General features: G+C 60.9%; 16 protein-coding genes, 1 tRNA gene and 1 pseudogene. 5 read left to right on the top strand and 13 right to left on the bottom strand.

The window, feature by feature from the left end; all coding sequences use genetic code 11:
* Window positions 1–2 precede the first annotated feature (2 nt).
* The 3 genes from nth to ACN0VD_RS13815 all read left to right on the top strand — a co-directional run bounded on the left by nth (window position 3) and on the right by ACN0VD_RS13815 (window position 1,500).
* A complete protein-coding gene (nth, locus tag ACN0VD_RS13825; protein WP_417595233.1) occupies window positions 3–662 on the top strand; it encodes an endonuclease III in 660 nt (219 codons plus the stop codon).
* A gap of 82 nt (window positions 663–744) precedes the next feature.
* A complete protein-coding gene (locus ACN0VD_RS13820) occupies window positions 745–1,152 on the top strand; it encodes a hypothetical protein (protein ID WP_417595231.1) in 408 nt (135 codons plus the stop codon).
* A gap of 271 nt (window positions 1,153–1,423) precedes the next feature.
* Window positions 1,424–1,500: transfer RNA gene (locus ACN0VD_RS13815), tRNA-Arg, on the top strand.
* Between the two features lie 25 nt (window positions 1,501–1,525).
* Here the strand turns inward: ACN0VD_RS13815 and ACN0VD_RS13810 are convergent.
* A complete protein-coding gene (locus tag ACN0VD_RS13810) occupies window positions 1,526–2,419 on the bottom strand; it encodes a LysR family transcriptional regulator (protein ID WP_417595229.1) in 894 nt (297 codons plus the stop codon).
* 140 nt (window positions 2,420–2,559) lie between these two features.
* On the opposite strand from ACN0VD_RS13810, the gene ACN0VD_RS13805 reads away from it, so the two are divergent.
* Together ACN0VD_RS13805 and ACN0VD_RS13800 are read left to right on the top strand one after the other, a co-directional pair.
* Window positions 2,560–3,246 (top strand): DUF4386 domain-containing protein, encoded by a 687-nt coding sequence (locus tag ACN0VD_RS13805; protein ID WP_417595227.1) that lies wholly within the window; start codon window positions 2,560–2,562, stop codon window positions 3,244–3,246.
* A 13-nt stretch (window positions 3,247–3,259) separates the two neighbouring features.
* Window positions 3,260–3,751, top strand: coding sequence for a hypothetical protein (locus tag ACN0VD_RS13800; protein WP_417595225.1), 492 nt, complete (start codon window positions 3,260–3,262; stop codon window positions 3,749–3,751).
* Here ACN0VD_RS13800 and ACN0VD_RS13795 read toward each other — a convergent pair.
* From ACN0VD_RS13795 to ACN0VD_RS13740, 12 genes and pseudogenes are all read right to left on the bottom strand, one after another.
* Window positions 3,725–4,252 (bottom strand): hypothetical protein, encoded by a 528-nt coding sequence (locus ACN0VD_RS13795; protein WP_417595223.1) that lies wholly within the window; start codon window positions 4,250–4,252, stop codon window positions 3,725–3,727. The two genes, ACN0VD_RS13800 and ACN0VD_RS13795, sit on opposite strands and share 27 nt — an antisense overlap.
* 247 nt (window positions 4,253–4,499) lie before the next feature.
* Window positions 4,500–5,222 (bottom strand): lytic transglycosylase domain-containing protein, encoded by a 723-nt coding sequence (locus ACN0VD_RS13790; RefSeq protein WP_417595221.1) that lies wholly within the window; start codon window positions 5,220–5,222, stop codon window positions 4,500–4,502.
* Window positions 5,209–5,556 (bottom strand): DUF736 domain-containing protein, encoded by a 348-nt coding sequence (locus tag ACN0VD_RS13785; RefSeq protein WP_121212513.1) that lies wholly within the window; start codon window positions 5,554–5,556, stop codon window positions 5,209–5,211. The genes ACN0VD_RS13790 and ACN0VD_RS13785 overlap by 14 nt, the downstream gene beginning before the upstream one ends.
* A gap of 34 nt (window positions 5,557–5,590) precedes the next feature.
* The gene (locus ACN0VD_RS13780; RefSeq protein WP_417595219.1) at window positions 5,591–6,148 is read right to left on the bottom strand and encodes a S26 family signal peptidase; all 558 of its coding nucleotides are present in this window, start codon (window positions 6,146–6,148) and stop codon (window positions 5,591–5,593) included.
* Window positions 6,145–6,651, bottom strand: a complete 507-nt coding sequence (locus ACN0VD_RS13775) for a DUF2840 domain-containing protein (protein WP_417595217.1) — start codon at window positions 6,649–6,651, stop codon at window positions 6,145–6,147. The genes ACN0VD_RS13780 and ACN0VD_RS13775 overlap by 4 nt, the downstream gene beginning before the upstream one ends.
* Window positions 6,648–6,932: a helix-turn-helix transcriptional regulator gene (locus tag ACN0VD_RS13770; RefSeq protein WP_104829948.1), complete on the bottom strand. Its 285-nt coding sequence runs from the start codon at window positions 6,930–6,932 to the stop codon at window positions 6,648–6,650. Before ACN0VD_RS13770 ends, ACN0VD_RS13775 begins: the two co-directional genes overlap by 4 nt.
* Window positions 6,933–7,087: 155 nt before the next feature.
* Window positions 7,088–7,807, bottom strand: a complete 720-nt coding sequence (locus ACN0VD_RS13765) for a hypothetical protein (RefSeq protein WP_417595215.1) — start codon at window positions 7,805–7,807, stop codon at window positions 7,088–7,090.
* Window positions 7,808–8,009: 202 nt separating this feature from the next.
* On the bottom strand, window positions 8,010–8,615 hold the full coding sequence (locus ACN0VD_RS13760; RefSeq protein ID WP_417595213.1) for a DUF2285 domain-containing protein: 606 nt from the start codon (window positions 8,613–8,615) through the stop codon (window positions 8,010–8,012).
* A gap of 4 nt (window positions 8,616–8,619) precedes the next feature.
* Window positions 8,620–8,724, bottom strand: a pseudogene (locus tag ACN0VD_RS13755) (transcriptional regulator domain-containing protein); the annotation flags it as partial.
* Window positions 8,725–8,855: 131 nt separating this feature from the next.
* A complete protein-coding gene (locus ACN0VD_RS13750) occupies window positions 8,856–9,722 on the bottom strand; it encodes an NAD(P)H-binding protein (protein ID WP_417595211.1) in 867 nt (288 codons plus the stop codon).
* Window positions 9,646–10,614 (bottom strand): DUF2493 domain-containing protein, encoded by a 969-nt coding sequence (locus ACN0VD_RS13745; RefSeq protein WP_417595209.1) that lies wholly within the window; start codon window positions 10,612–10,614, stop codon window positions 9,646–9,648. The genes ACN0VD_RS13750 and ACN0VD_RS13745 overlap by 77 nt, the downstream gene beginning before the upstream one ends.
* 321 nt (window positions 10,615–10,935) lie before the next feature.
* Window positions 10,936–13,599, bottom strand: coding sequence for a toprim domain-containing protein (locus ACN0VD_RS13740; protein ID WP_417595207.1), 2,664 nt, complete (start codon window positions 13,597–13,599; stop codon window positions 10,936–10,938).
* Between the last annotated feature and the right edge of the window lie 25 nt (window positions 13,600–13,624).

Here is a 13,624-nt window from a genome sequence, read left to right as displayed (position 1 = left end):
CCATGAAAAAAGCCGATATTTTCGAATTTTATTCCCGCCTCGCCGCCGATAATCCGTCACCGGAGACCGAACTCAACTACGGCAATGTCTATCAACTGGTGGTCGCGGTGGCCCTGTCCGCGCAATCGACCGACATTGGCGTCAACAAGGCGACTCGCACACTGTTCGCCGAGGTTAAAACCCCGCAGCAGATGGTCGATCTGGGCCTGGACGGGCTGAAAGAGCATATCAAGACGATCGGACTCTACAATACCAAGGCAAAAAACGTGATCGCCTTGTCCGAGAAGCTGATCGCTGACTATGGGGGGGAAGTCCCGGCGGATCGCGATGAACTGGTCAAGCTGCCCGGGGTCGGGCGCAAGACGGCCAATGTCGTCATGAACTGTGCCTTTGGCGCGGAGACCTTCGCCGTTGACACCCATATTTTCCGGGTCGGCAACCGCACTGGGCTGGCCCCGGGCAAGACCGTGCTGGAGGTAGAGAAAAAGCTCGAGAAGCAGACCCCGCAACCCTTTCGCGTCCATGCCCATCACTGGCTGATCCTGCACGGCCGCTATATCTGCAAGGCGCGCAAGCCGGAATGCTGGCGCTGTCCGGTCTCCGATCTGTGTCGCTACAAGAAAAAGACACCGGCGCCGGACGGATGGCATGCTGATCCGTAAAATTGCGGATATCATTCAGCCTCCCTAAATGTGATCAGACATATATTACCCGACGCCCAGAGCAATCTGACAGGAGAGAAACATGCATCTTCCCACCATGATCGTCATTGCCTCCGCGCTGGCCGCTGGCAGCATCGCCTTTGCCGCAGAGAAAGCGTCCAAGGATGACAAATATGAAATCAGGATGATCGACGAACCGAAAAACTGCATCACCCGATCGAGCATCCGGTCGACCGATGTGATCGACGACCAGACGATCGATTTCAAGATGAACAACGGCGACATCTATCGCAACATATTGCCGCAAAAATGCAGCGGTCTTGGCTTTGAAAAAGCTTTTTCCTACAAAACCTCGACCAACCAGCTGTGCAGCGTCGATATTATCCACGTGCTCGACCAAACCGCCGGGAGAATAGAAACCCGTGGCGCCTGCGGCCTCGGAAAATTCCAGAAGATCGAGAAAACTCCGAAACAGAAAAGCGAAGAATAGGGCCCGAACCGGAAGCGATTTGCACCCCTCGAATAATCTATTGGCAAAGCGGCAAATCCGCTGCTAGATGCGCACCCGGCGGAACGACGCCCCGGCACCCGTAGCTCAGCTGGATAGAGCGCTGCCCTCCGAAGGCGGATGTCAACGGGGCGCGTGACAAAGAGGAGACGAAAAAGGACTACAGGAACAAGGATTTGCGAGGCCCTCGTTTTAATCTATAAACTCGCGAAAAGTTCACGTAAGCACTGCGTAAGCAGTTGCGACACGGTAAGCACCCGTAGCTCAGCTGGATAGAGTGTCGGCCTCCGAAGCCGAAGGTCACAGGTTCGAATCCTGTCGGGTGCGCCATCTCTCCTTTGCCAGCATAGGCTTCTCACCTGTTTCGCTGTTGCGTCAGTTGGGCGTTCACGTTGCGCAGCGCCTGGGCGACAAAATCCACAAACATGCGGATGCGGGCGACCTTGCGCAGGTCGGAATGCAGCAGGATCCAGGTGTTGCGCCTCAACACGATGTCTGCACCCGGCACGCGGCGAAGTTCAGGAAACAGTGTTTCGCACCAGACCGGCAGAAAGCTCATGCCCAGCCCGCTGCGTACGAGGTGCAGATGCATTTCCACATCGCGTGCGATATGGCGAAGCCGCGCATCAGGAAACGGTGACTGATCGATCCAGATCTTTTGTTCCGGCTCCGCCCCATAGCCGATCCATTGGAGGTTTTCACCGCGCGAACCGGCGCCGGGAAAGTGCGCATCGATATAATCGCGGGAGGCGTAGACGCAGGACGCGGTGGGGAACAATTTTCGCGCCGTCACATCTTCGGACACCGCTTCCGCATTTCTGATCGAGATGTCGGTTTCCAACCCATTGATGTCCTCAATGTCGTAGGTCAGCCGGATTTCCAGCTCGATATCGGGATAGAGCTTGCTGAACTCAGCGAATATCGGCGCCAAAAGCAGGTGTCCTGTCATGGGCTCGGCGGAGACGCGAACAAGACCGCTGGCCTGACGGTCTACGCCCTGAACACTATTTCGACCCGTTTCAAGTTGTTTTTCAGCGTCCTGCGCGTTTGTCAGCAGGATGCGCCCTGCGCGGGTCAGTTCCAGTCCCTTTTTTGACCGCCGAAACAATTGTGTCCCCAAACTATTCTCAAGCGCGATGATATGGCTGCGCACCGTGGCGTGGGTGGCGCCAAGATCGTCCGCCGCCGCGCGAAACCCGCCCGTACGGGCGACAGACAGGAAATAGGGGATTTGTTTCCAGTGATGCATATGCGGCTCCGCCCAATGGTCAATTTATTATCCACTATGGCCAATAGGCGGACGTTAACAATGATTATTCTAACCGATATATAGATGGCTATAGTCCGAGCGGCCGCGTCGGCGCTGTTTTCTGAAACGATTGAAAAGTCATGGCCCGAACAACGCCTCATCGCCTGTCAGCCGCCCTGTTCGGGATGTTCTTCATCCTGACATTTGTGTCCTATGGCGTTGGTCTGGGGTTGATCGATGCGGCGGTGACGGACGCGGATTTCCTGCTGCATATGGCCGAAAATGAAAGGCGGATTGTCATCGGCGTCATACTGACCGGGCTGGTGCACACCGTCTTGAATATCGGCTTGGCGGTGATCATGCTGCCGATCATGAAGCCGTTCAGCGAGCGACTCGCTTTTGGCTATTTCAGCGCGGCGATTGCGGCGACCGTCATTCTCGCCGTGGGCGCATTGCTGTCCTTGATGTTGTCGCCATTAGGAGGTGAAGCGCCCAGCCCGCAGGACTATGCCGCCGCCTCGGCGCTGAAGGCTGGCGGCGTCGCGGCCTATCATCTGGGCATGGCGCTCTGGAGCGTTGGCGGCGTGTTGTTTTGCGCGGCGCTCTTTCAATCCCGCCTGGTTCCGAGATGGATGTCCGTGTGGGGCATGATCGGCTATCCGGTTTTACTGGCAGGCTCGATCTATCAGCTTTTTGGCCCGGACGAGCTTGTTGCAACCGTCAGCGTCATACCCGGCGGCTTGTTTGAAATTACTTTAAGTCTCTGGCTGATCGTCAGTGGGTTCAACAACTCTGCGACCCGCCCAGGACTTAGTGGGTCTGGATGAAGGAATAAGTTCGGTGACGACGCCTCTCATCATTCTGGCGATCCTGTTCCTGCCCACACTGATGGCTGTGATTATCGGGCGTCTTGTGGGTCGTCCAGGGTTCTATCGCCTCGTTGGACGCATCGCCTTCGCCATGGCTTTCGCATTCTTCGCGGTCGGACATTTTGTGAAAACGGATAGCATGGCGGCGATGCTGCCGAGTTTCGTGCCGCAAAAGACCATGATCATCTATGCGACCGGCGTGTTGGAGGCCTTGCTGGCGATTGGGCTGCTTGTCCCTTTTTTGCGCAAGCAGGCGGGACTGGCGTGCATCGCCGTGCTCGTCCTGTTTTTTCCGGCCAATATCTACGCAGCCCTCAATGGCGCAGGTCTTGGCGGACACCAGTGGGGGCCGGTTTATCTGGCCGTTCGCGCCCCTTTGCAGATACTACTGATCGTCTGGGGCTATTGGTTCGTTGTGCGCGATGTGCCAGACGGGTCAAAGCAGACCAGCTCCATCTTGTAGTTTTCCCGCACTTCGGCGAGCGGCGTAGGCGCGCAGGTCTTCGAGGCGGTCGGCGTCTTCAGGCGAGACGATGAAGCGGAAATGATGCCGGTCCTCTTCGCAGCGTTCGACGAAGGCGCGATCATCGACGCTGTCCGCTTCGGCGTTGAACATGCCCGCATCACGCCCGTCGCGGGTCACACCCTCACGCTTGAGATAGGCGATGTGTTTGGCGAGCGGGGCGGAACGGAAATGTGCGCCACGATGACGGACGACGCGCGCCTTGATGACGACGCGCCGCTGGGTGCGTGACAGTCCGCGCGCTGCGCCGGCGAAACGGCCGCGGCCGAATTGCGATCCGCGCCCGCCTCCTTTCGAACCGTTCAGCTTATATCCGGTGTGTCCGGCCTTGCGGGCGGCGCCCATGACCTGGCCGACGAAGCTTTGCGCCTTGCGGGCGCTTGTTCCCTTGTTGCGGATGCGACCGGGCCGGATGCGCATGTCATTGTCGCGGTCGCTCATGTCATGGTGTCCGCTTGAAAGCGCGCGGCACGGTGAATTCCGCGTGAAAACAGTGGGTTGGGCCGTGGGGCGGCACTGTGCCCATGACCGCAGCGGGCGAAATACCCAACAACAACAAAGGCATAGCGGGCATCAGTGCCGCGCCTTTTATCTCGCCCTCCCGTTGTTGTTGCACTGTCCGTCCCGGTGCTCCTTGCCGGGAACACGCTGTAACGTGACGGACCGCGCGAGAGTGCGATCAGCGGGGTCATCGCTGATCCCCGGTTCCATGTGGTGGGAATAGGCTATCCGAAGCGTGGGATGTGTGCGGAGGATAAGCGTCCATATCGCTGCTTTGGGGCACCTCATCAGCAGACGCCTGTCGATCCCTATGCGTGGTGAAGAGCGGCGCCGTGCGCCAGTCCACGGTCAGAACCGCACTCTGTTCATGCCGTTCCGCTGCAACCGATGCGCCGATGAGCGGCGCTAGCGCCGCAACATAATCGCGGGTTTCTCGGGGTAGCCGGCGACCCGTTGCGAGATGCCCGGCATAGCGTGTCGGCCCGGCATTGTAGGCTGCGAGAAAGCCCGGTGATCCGAAGCGGTCGTGCAGTTCGCGCAGATAAGCTGCGCCTGCGAGAATGTTGTCGCGCGGATCGAACGGATCGCGCCCCAGAGCGTAACGCGCGCGCAGTTCATCCCATGTCCGGGGCAAGATCTGCATCAGTCCCATTGCGCCTTTCTCAGGACTCACGGCGCGCGCATCGCCGGCGCTTTCCTGGCGCATGACGGCGAGAATCCAATGCGTCGGAATGCCGAACCGCTGCGCAGCTTCGGAGATATAGGCAGCATAGGAATTACCGCCGTGTTCGGTCCCGGAGGACGAGGTCTCTGCAGATACGGCGTGCGCGAAAACCACGCCGGAGAGCAGACCGCAGAGGAGGAACCTCGCCATCATCGCGTAGCGGCGAGACGGTCTAGCCGCGCTCATCGCGCTTCTCGGGCCGCTTTGTGGGGCGGTTCCAATAGAGCGCCCAATGTCCGTCTTCGGCGTCCGTCTTGAAGAGATTAGCGCGGATCGGAAAAGCGAAAGTCGGGTCGTCGATCTGCAAAGAGATGTATTCACCGGCCTTCTCGCCGGTGCGCTTCCAGCCTGCGCCGATTTCCGGCCCGTCATCATCGCCGTGATGGACGCGATAATCGGGTGCGTTCTCGCTGTCCGACGGTGTTGCCGGAACGAGGGTGAGTTCTCGGTAGAGAATGAGCGTGTGAAGGCGTCCGGTGAAGCCAGAGTCCGTGCGGGTGAATTGACCGATCTGAGCCATGGGTAAGTTCCTTTCATTTGCGGTCGGAAGAATTCTAGGGAGCGTCGGCGTCGCGTTCGGTGCGCCAGGCATACCGGCCGTCGCCGTCTTCATCGGTGAGGATCGGAACGGCGCGTCCGATCACGGCGTCCGCCGGGAGTGCGCCGAAATAGCGACCGTCGAGACTGTCGGGATGGCTGGGATTAAGGAGGAAGAGTTCTGTGCTGGCGACGATTTGGCAGCCCTGCCAAACGGGCAGATCTCGGCCGAGGTGGTCGCTTGGCTGCGCCTGCGCCACGGTGATATTATCGACAGCGACAGCGGCGCCATCGCGGCAGACGCTCTGTCCGGGAAGCGCGGCGATATGCTTCAGAAGAGGTACGCCTTCAGGCAGGTAGCCACGATTGTCGAGATAGATCGCAAGCGATTTCGGAGGATCGACAACAACCAGATCGCCGACAGAAAGATCGTCGTCCAACGCGACGGCGTAGAGTCCGATCGGCGCGCTTGCGGACGCGTTCCAGATCAGCTTAGGGCTGACATGAACCAGGGCCAGTCCGCCGATCGCGAGCACCGAGAAATAGGTCGTCATGACGTAACCGAACCGGGTCATGACGCGCTCCCCGCCGACGCCGCGCGCAATGTCAGTGGATCGGGCGGACAGGCTTGGCGCAGAAGCCAGGCGTGATGCTGAGTGGCTGTGTAGCCGCGCGGCTCCAAGCCTGCAGACAGCCTGTTGTGAACGTGGCGCCAATAGTCCGGCGCGGCGTCAGCCGGCTCGATGCCGAGCGCTTCGATCGCATCGGCGAACTGAAGAACCCGTTCGACTTTGGGCCAGCCGGAGAGACGCAACAGACTGTCGCCGCCGGACGTCACGTACGGCACGGTTGCATAGGGCTCACCTGCTCTGGGCGCGCGCAGAATGTCGATCCGGCTTTGCGCCGTACCGAAATCATTTGCCTGCCAGCGGACGAAGGCGAAGACGGTGCCGGGGTCGAAAGCGACGGTGCTGCGACTGCGGCTCAGAATCGTTGTCCGGACGATTCTGCCGAAGCGAATCCAGTGCTCGATCTGTTTTTGGATCCAGACGAGATCGACAGTGGCGCCGCCGCTCATGAGCCGGCTTTCCGTGCATAGGCGGGCGAGATCGCTGCATGCCGCTTGGCGGGCAACACCTCGTCGCCCGTGTCATCCGAGGTCGAATTCTTCTCCCCGCGGCTGACCCAGGCCTGCAGATCCTCGATCGCGTAGACGACACGGCCTCCGATCTTCGAGTAGCGTGGTCCCGTCCCGTAGGTGCGATGTTTTTCGAGCGTCCGCCCCGAAAGACCGAGAAAACGGGCCGCTTCAGGCGTTCTTAAATAGCGTGGGGGAAGTCCGGCATTGGGATCGGGCATGGGTCGCGTCTCCGGTTAGGCCATCCCGCTGCGGGATGCGCGGGACCGTCGGAGACGAGAAAAGCGTAAGATGCGCGCCGGGAGGGATGACGATCAGCGCGCGGCGAGAACGTCACCCCCAAATAATTGGCGGTACCGGTTTCTCGCAGGTTCGATCAGAACGGGATTTCATCATCCAAATCGGCGGCCGGTGTCTGCCGCGAGGCTTCTATGCGTTCGATGAATGCAAGCGAAGCGAGGACGCAATCGATGATGAACTGGGCTTCGGAAACCTCGAGAAGCTCATTGTCGTGCGCGAAGGAGCGCTTGTTGCGGGCCTGGTTCAGGCTGTTGAAGAGCTTGTGCTGAACGCGGAGTGTCGGCAGGGCGAATTCGCTCACCGCGCCTTCATCACGTAATGCCTTGCCATATGCACCGAATATGGCGTCGAGCGGGGTCTTTGCATCGACGGCCTGATTGCGCGATGCGAGCAGATCGCGGAAGCGTTTGACGCAGTAGGTATGCACACGGTCCAGCGCTACATCGGGCTTCTCTGCGACAAGATCGGCGGCGATGGACGCACGCAGTTTGGGAAGCGTGGTGTCGCGTGAGAAGTCCTTGAATGCGTCGTCGAGGTTAAGCGCAGACGCGTTTTCCAACTCGTTCGTGAACTGTTCAAGCCATACTTTTAGACGTTCTTCTTTTGCGGCGTCCGCGTCCATGCAACCATCAAGACTGCAGCGATACGCCCACAAAATGCGTAGAACCTGAGCAACGAGACGCGGTTCAGCGACCTCGACAAACCCTCTGAGCGTCTTACCCTTGCTCGCCCCTTCCACCTGGAAGCGCGGTTGAAAAATCTGAATGTCGATATTCTCCTCAAACCACTCGGCCATGGTTCGGTCGGAGAAGTTGAGGACATATCCGCCTCCACTGTGAAATATCTGGTCGAAGATGACTCGTTGCTGAGATGGTAGCCGGCGCGTACGTCCCATTATTCTAGGAAGGTTTGAGTCGAGTGATTGCGAAGGTTGCGTCATCAGATGAACATAACTGAAACTTCTCGAACGACACAGGCGCTGTGAGATAAAGGCAGTTTCAGCGGTACTTGCCTAGAAGAAGCTTCGTGTAACCACGATCAATCATCATCCGGCCATAGGATGCCAAGCGCGCAACCTGCGCCTTGAGTGAACTGGTCTTCCAGGGTTCGGCGGCGACGTGATCGGCGCCAAAGAAGGCGCTGGCGACGTCGCGATAGCTGGCGCCGCTCTCGCGTCCGTCGATTGTTCGCAGGGCGCGTTTTAAGCGGTCACGTCGTTGCTGAGTGATTGGCGAATCGGCATCGCGGTCGATAAGTTGGTGATACAGCCGATCTGCCGCAGCGAGCCGAATGGGCCATTTGCCATCCAGAGGAAGCAGGAGGCCAACGGGCCGGTCACCGATCTGATCGCCGACAAGATTGGCGCCTTCCTTCAGCTGAACCCATGACAGTCCCTCGGCGTCTATCTTGCAGTTCGCGATGCTTTCGGGAGGTATGGATGCGGTCAAGCCGATTTCCGGAAGAGCGGCGATGAGATGAGCCACGGCGGGAGCGGCTGCGGGCAACCAGAAAACGCGCGCGACGCGTGAATCGATTTCTGGGTTCACAGGGAAATCGCAACCCCCAGTCGGAAGGCGCACCGCCGTCCTTTTGCATTCGGTCATAGTCGGCGCGATAGCTCGTGTTGCGCCGAAGGCATTCCCAAGCCAGTCCGGAGATGCCGAGATCATCGAAATGATCGTATTGTTGATCGTCGCGCCAGTCGGCTGGCATGGCGAACTCCTCCCAATCAAGAGCCGGCATGTGACGTTACGTCGGCTGCTTGAGGTGTTCCGCCATTCATTTGCGGCTGCATAGAATGGCCTCAAATATCGCGTGATGCGATCCACGCATCATCCGCTTGCTCATGCACTGCCCACGGATGGCTGGAACATATCAGCAGCAAAGCGCTCAAAACTGCTCGGTGCGCGTCCTGTGATTTGGGCCACATGTTCGGTCACGAAATCTCCCCAGCCGGAGGCGTAAGCTGCACCATAATCTCGGGTCAGCGCCGCCATCCAAGCGCCCCAGCCGGAACCATCGATGAACTCATAGGCTGCTTGAGGCGTGATCGGGTTGTAGCTGACAGGCTTTTTCAGCGCGGTGGCGAGGCGTCGGGCGATCTCGTCAAAGCTGATTGACTCCGGACCGGTCAATTCGAGCGTTTGTCCGTTCCATTGATCGCTCAACGTGCAATGCATGGCGCAAGCGGCAATATCGCGGGTATCGATCATCCCGATAGATCCTTCGCCCATTGCAAAAGAGAAACTGCCGTCCCCCGCGATTGTCTCAGCGGCCATGAACATGTTCTGCATGAAATAGCTTGGGCGAAGGAATACATATTCCAGGCCCGAGGCGCAGATATCAGCCTCGGTTTGCGCATGCTGTCGCGTGTTGTCCGTGGGGCCGTCGGGCGCGGCCTTTATTGCTGACACGCGCACGACTTTGCGAACGCCCGCCTGCTTTGCTGCCGATAGAAGGGAGAATGCCTGCGCGGCTGCATCAGGCGCCGCCGCAGTGATCATGACCATTACGTCGGCGCGCTTTGCGGCGTCGGAAACTGCCGCGGTATCCAGATTGTCCGCCGCGACTGGCGCTACATTCGGGCCGTCGATTTCCGCCAGTTTTGCTTCGGAACGCCCAAGTGCACGCACCTCATGGCCAGTCTCGGCCAGCAGTCGCACCACATCGCGGCCAATGGTCCCGGTTGCTCCGGTCACAACAACGCTCATGGCTTCGCCTCGGTCCAGATCGCCAGCTCATTTCCGTTAGGGTCGGCGAAGTGGAAGCGCCGCCCGCCAGGATAGGCATCGCCTCAAGAAGCGCGTCGTTGCGCTTGAACGGCGCCGCCTTGCCGTGGCGCTTCCAGTCCGGCTTGAAGACAATTTGCTGGCATTTGCGGTTATCGGCCCAGCACGCGGCGATCTTCTCCGCGCCTTTGGGCGAGCCGCCATGCAGGAGCACCATGTCGGCATGCTTGGCCATCACACGGTCCAGCGCATCCCAGATCGCCCGATGGTCGGTGACGTCGAGCCCGCCGGAGAACGCGACCCGTGGTCCGGTTGGCAGGAGGGGTTCGATCTCCGCGCGTCGCTTCGCCGAGAGATAGTCGCGGCTGTCGATCATGGCCGCCGTCAGCGTGTGGTGACTGATCCGTGATCCCGAGTGCGGTCGCCAGGTCTGACCGATATGGGTCTCGAAGTGATCGGCGGCGATATCGCGCATGAGCTCGTAAGTGTTGCGCCGCTCGATCAGCGTGACGCCCTGCGCCGTCAGGGCTTCAAGTTCGACCGAGCGAATTTCCGACCCGTCCTGTTCACGCTGTGATCGTTTCTGGGCCTGCTCGTTGTCGTCGAGGTCGCGGTCGACACGGGCCGCTGTGCGATGAAACAGGTTGGTCACGGACCAGAGCAGGTCTTCGAGATCCGGTTCGAGACGCGTGTCTTCCAGCGTGGCGGCGAGCGCGTCGAAGATGTCGGCGATCGCACCCTGGAGGGCGTCGGCTTCGGGCAAGGGTCTCGGGTCGGGTTCGTCGGCGAAAGGCCGATAGCCATAGAGCTGCAATTCTTCGAGTACGGCCGCGGTTGCGGAGCTGGCCATTGGTTCGGTGGTCTCGGCGGTCATGGGATCGTCTCCTGTTCGGCGTGAGGCCGCGCCTCTCGCGGCCTTCCCGAGCGACGGGAAAGCGGGGGCTGGCCGGGACTGCACCGCCGGTCACGGCGGCCGGAGCCAGAGGCGGAGGACGGCGGAGGCGGCGCTCTTTTGTTTCGCGATGCAAAGCCGGGCCTATATGCCCGGCGGCGGAAAAGAGTGTCGCCGCAGCCGTTGCCGGCCCGGCCAGTCTCCGCTCCGTCTCGCTCCTCTCGGAAGGCCGAAGGGGTGGCTCTCGAAATAGGAAGCGCTCTGACAATGGCGACCAGACCAGTGACAGGTTCGCCCAGCCGCTCAGTGTTCGTCGGAAAGCAGCCGCGATAGATCGGGCTCGGCCAGTTGCTGACCCAGATGCGTCCTTAGGTCGTCCCGTCCGAGCTTGCGGAGGTCTTCGTTGAAGTCGCCGCCAAGAGAAATAAGCCGGATCGTCTCGATACCGACGGCTCCTGCGCGTTCGATCAGATTAGCGGTGGCCATGTCGCCTGCTTCGTCGGCGTCGGCGGCGATGTAGAGACGCTTAAGCCCGGTCGGCAGGATCAGCGCGGCGAGATGATTGGCCGACAACGCGGATATAACGGGCATGTTGGGCAACGCCATGCGTACGGAGAGCGTGCTTTCCAGCCCTTCGCCAGCAGCGAGGATGTCGCTCGCAGTTCCGATCCGCACGCCATGGCCGAGCAGGTTCCCCATCGCCTTGCGTGATGGATCGAGGGGCGCCTTGCGAGCCGTCGCCGGATCGAGCCAGGTGCGATGGACGCCGGTCAATTTGCCGTTCCCGTCCGTGACCTTGGCGAGCAGTGCTGGCCAGGTCTCCGGCGGGGTGTCTTTGGGCTGACCTTCTCGCCAATAGTAGCAGCACGGATGAAATCGCAGAGCTGGCGCGTCGCCAAGCCCGGAAAGACCGCGTCGATGAAGATAGCGCTCGGCGAGCGTTCCACCGACCGGTCTTCCCATGGCGAAGAGGCGCCGTGCAGCCTCCGGCGATCCGGTGGAGGCAACCACGCGTTCGCGAGTTGGCGGTTCGGGTCGCCGGAGGCTCAGGAACAACCAACCGGTTCCTTCGAGAAGCTCTTCGGCCGCCGCGACCATGTCCGGTTTCTTGAGGCCGGCGATGCGGTCGGATGCATTCTCGCCCTTCGCTTCGCGCACGGCCTCCAGAATGCGGGCCTTGGTGACGCGAGCGAGATAGCTCTCGCCCGTCGGCGCCCAGCCGGCCGCCGCCATGTCGAGCCCGAGCGTCGCCGTCAGCACGTCTGCGTGGGCGAGCGCCCGCGGACGGCGGTTGTAGGGCTCCTGGACGGCGTTGACGGTCATGGCGACGCAATGCGCGAACAGCGCCTCGCGGCTATCGTTGTCGAACCCGACCAGCGCCTCCCACAGATCCTCAGGCGCTTTCGGCAGCGCCCCTAGCCAGCTCGTCGTGCGATCGTCTATGCTGAGCGCGTAAGCCGTGTCGTCAAGGCCTGGCGCCTGGGCGCCAAAACCGGTGCTGTGCGGGGTGATCTCGACGCAGCTATCCAGCGGATAGTGGTAGAAGAGCCGGAGCGTCATCGCGTGCAGGGCGGCGAGGAACGCCGTCTGCGGATCGTTGGCGAGCGCGTCGCGAAGGGCGAGCGTGCGATGCGCCGTCAATTCCATGACGAGGCGGTCGGAGAGCGGCTTCAGGCCATCGTCTTCCTCTTCCGCCTCTTCGCTGGCGTCGGGGGTCGTAACGTCACCGACGTCCTCCTCGGCGGAGGCGTCGATCCCGTCGACCTCATCCTGCCCATCGGATTCGACGGAAGGTTCATCCTCGGGACGGACATAGCCACGTTCGGCGCGCAGGCGGCCGTCATGGCCGATGCTGACGAAGACGCCGGCCACGGCGATTTCGTCCGGCTCGAAGCAGACGGGCCGCTCTTGCAAGGCTTCCATCGCCGTTTCGATCTCGCCGAGCCGACTGTCGATCTCTTCGGGAAACTCCTCCGCGTCGGCGTAGTCGTCTTCGAGCGTGTCGTATTCGGCCTTCAGCGCGTGGAAGCTCGCGATCTCGTCCTCGCTCATCGGCTCGGTCTCGCCGATGATCCGGCGCAGGCCGTAGGTGTGGCCGTAGGGGAAGTCCGTGCCGATCTCGATCCATTTCCAGCCCTCGGCGCGGATCGCTTGTGCCTCTGTTGCGAGCTTTTCATCGACGAGTTTCGCAAGGAGGCCTGCATCCTGCAGCCAGCCGCCATCATCGGACTGGAAAAGATCGCGAAGGATGACGCCGCCGGCCGCCTCATAGGCGTTGAGCCCGACGAACTGCGCCCGCCGGTCGGAGGCGCGCACGGCGCCTTCGGTCAGCATGCGGCGGATCTCATAGGGCCGTTTCGCGTAAGTCCGTTTGATCGACTCCCAGACCTGCTCCTGACGCTCCTGGTCGGGATTGACCGTGAAGGCCATGAGTTGGTCGAGGGTCAGTTCCTCCTCGGCGTAGGCGTCGAGAAGCGATGGCGCGATAGCGGCGAGCTTGAGCCGCTGCTTGACGACGTTCGCCGAGACGAAGAAGGCCGCCGCGATTTCTTCCTCGTGTCTGCCTTTCTCGCGCATCGTCTGGAAGGCGCGGAACTGGTCGAGCGGATGAAGCGGCGCTCGCTGAACATTCTCGGCGAGACTGTCTTCTTCGGCGAGGCCGTCCGTGCGCATGATGCAGGGCACCGGCGCGGTGCGGTTCAGGCGCTTCTGCTTCACCAGAAGTTCGAGCGCCCGGTAGCGGCGTCCGCCGGCCGGGATCTCGAACATGCCGGTTTCAGCGCCGTCCTCGTCCAGCACCGGCCGGACGGTGATCGAGGACAGGAGTGTGCGCCGGGCGATGTCCTCGGCGAGCTCCTCGATCGAGACGCCAGCCTTGACGCGGCGGACATTGGACTGGCTCAGCACCAGCTTGTTGAAAGGGATGTCGCGCGAGGCGCTGAGGGTGATTTTCTGAGACTTGGTCATATCAGTTCTCCGCGACGGGCTGGCC

The organism is Parasphingorhabdus sp. (assembly GCF_048267785.1).
In the GTDB taxonomy this organism is placed as follows: domain Bacteria; phylum Pseudomonadota; class Alphaproteobacteria; order Sphingomonadales; family Sphingomonadaceae; genus Parasphingorhabdus.
Note: the sequence above shows the minus strand (reverse complement) of the source record. Positions and strands in the feature narration are given on the sequence as shown.

Excerpts from the sequence above, each read along its gene's own strand:
- ACN0VD_RS13810 (WP_417595229.1), bottom strand. The coding sequence starts at position 2,419 with ATGCATCACTGGAAACAAATCCCCTATTTCCTGTCTGTCGCCCGTACG.
- ACN0VD_RS13785 (WP_121212513.1), bottom strand. The coding sequence starts at position 5,556 with ATGGCTCAGATCGGTCAATTCACCCGCACGGACTCTGGCTTCACCGGA.
- ACN0VD_RS13780 (WP_417595219.1), bottom strand. The coding sequence starts at position 6,148 with ATGACCCGGTTCGGTTACGTCATGACGACCTATTTCTCGGTGCTCGCG.
- ACN0VD_RS13740 (WP_417595207.1), bottom strand. The coding sequence starts at position 13,599 with ATGACCAAGTCTCAGAAAATCACCCTCAGCGCCTCGCGCGACATCCCT.
- ACN0VD_RS13765 (WP_417595215.1), bottom strand. The coding sequence starts at position 7,807 with ATGGCCGAGTGGTTTGAGGAGAATATCGACATTCAGATTTTTCAACCG.
- ACN0VD_RS13795 (WP_417595223.1), bottom strand. The coding sequence starts at position 4,252 with ATGAGCGACCGCGACAATGACATGCGCATCCGGCCCGGTCGCATCCGC.
- ACN0VD_RS13745 (WP_417595209.1), bottom strand. The coding sequence starts at position 10,614 with ATGACCGCCGAGACCACCGAACCAATGGCCAGCTCCGCAACCGCGGCC.
- ACN0VD_RS13770 (WP_104829948.1), bottom strand. The coding sequence starts at position 6,932 with ATGCCCGATCCCAATGCCGGACTTCCCCCACGCTATTTAAGAACGCCT.
- nth (WP_417595233.1), top strand. The coding sequence starts at position 3 with ATGAAAAAAGCCGATATTTTCGAATTTTATTCCCGCCTCGCCGCCGAT.
- ACN0VD_RS13820 (WP_417595231.1), top strand. The coding sequence starts at position 745 with ATGCATCTTCCCACCATGATCGTCATTGCCTCCGCGCTGGCCGCTGGC.
- ACN0VD_RS13775 (WP_417595217.1), bottom strand. The coding sequence starts at position 6,651 with ATGAGCGGCGGCGCCACTGTCGATCTCGTCTGGATCCAAAAACAGATC.
- ACN0VD_RS13805 (WP_417595227.1), top strand. The coding sequence starts at position 2,560 with ATGGCCCGAACAACGCCTCATCGCCTGTCAGCCGCCCTGTTCGGGATG.
- ACN0VD_RS13750 (WP_417595211.1), bottom strand. The coding sequence starts at position 9,722 with ATGAGCGTTGTTGTGACCGGAGCAACCGGGACCATTGGCCGCGATGTG.
- ACN0VD_RS13790 (WP_417595221.1), bottom strand. The coding sequence starts at position 5,222 with ATGAGCGCGGCTAGACCGTCTCGCCGCTACGCGATGATGGCGAGGTTC.
- ACN0VD_RS13760 (WP_417595213.1), bottom strand. The coding sequence starts at position 8,615 with ATGACCGAATGCAAAAGGACGGCGGTGCGCCTTCCGACTGGGGGTTGC.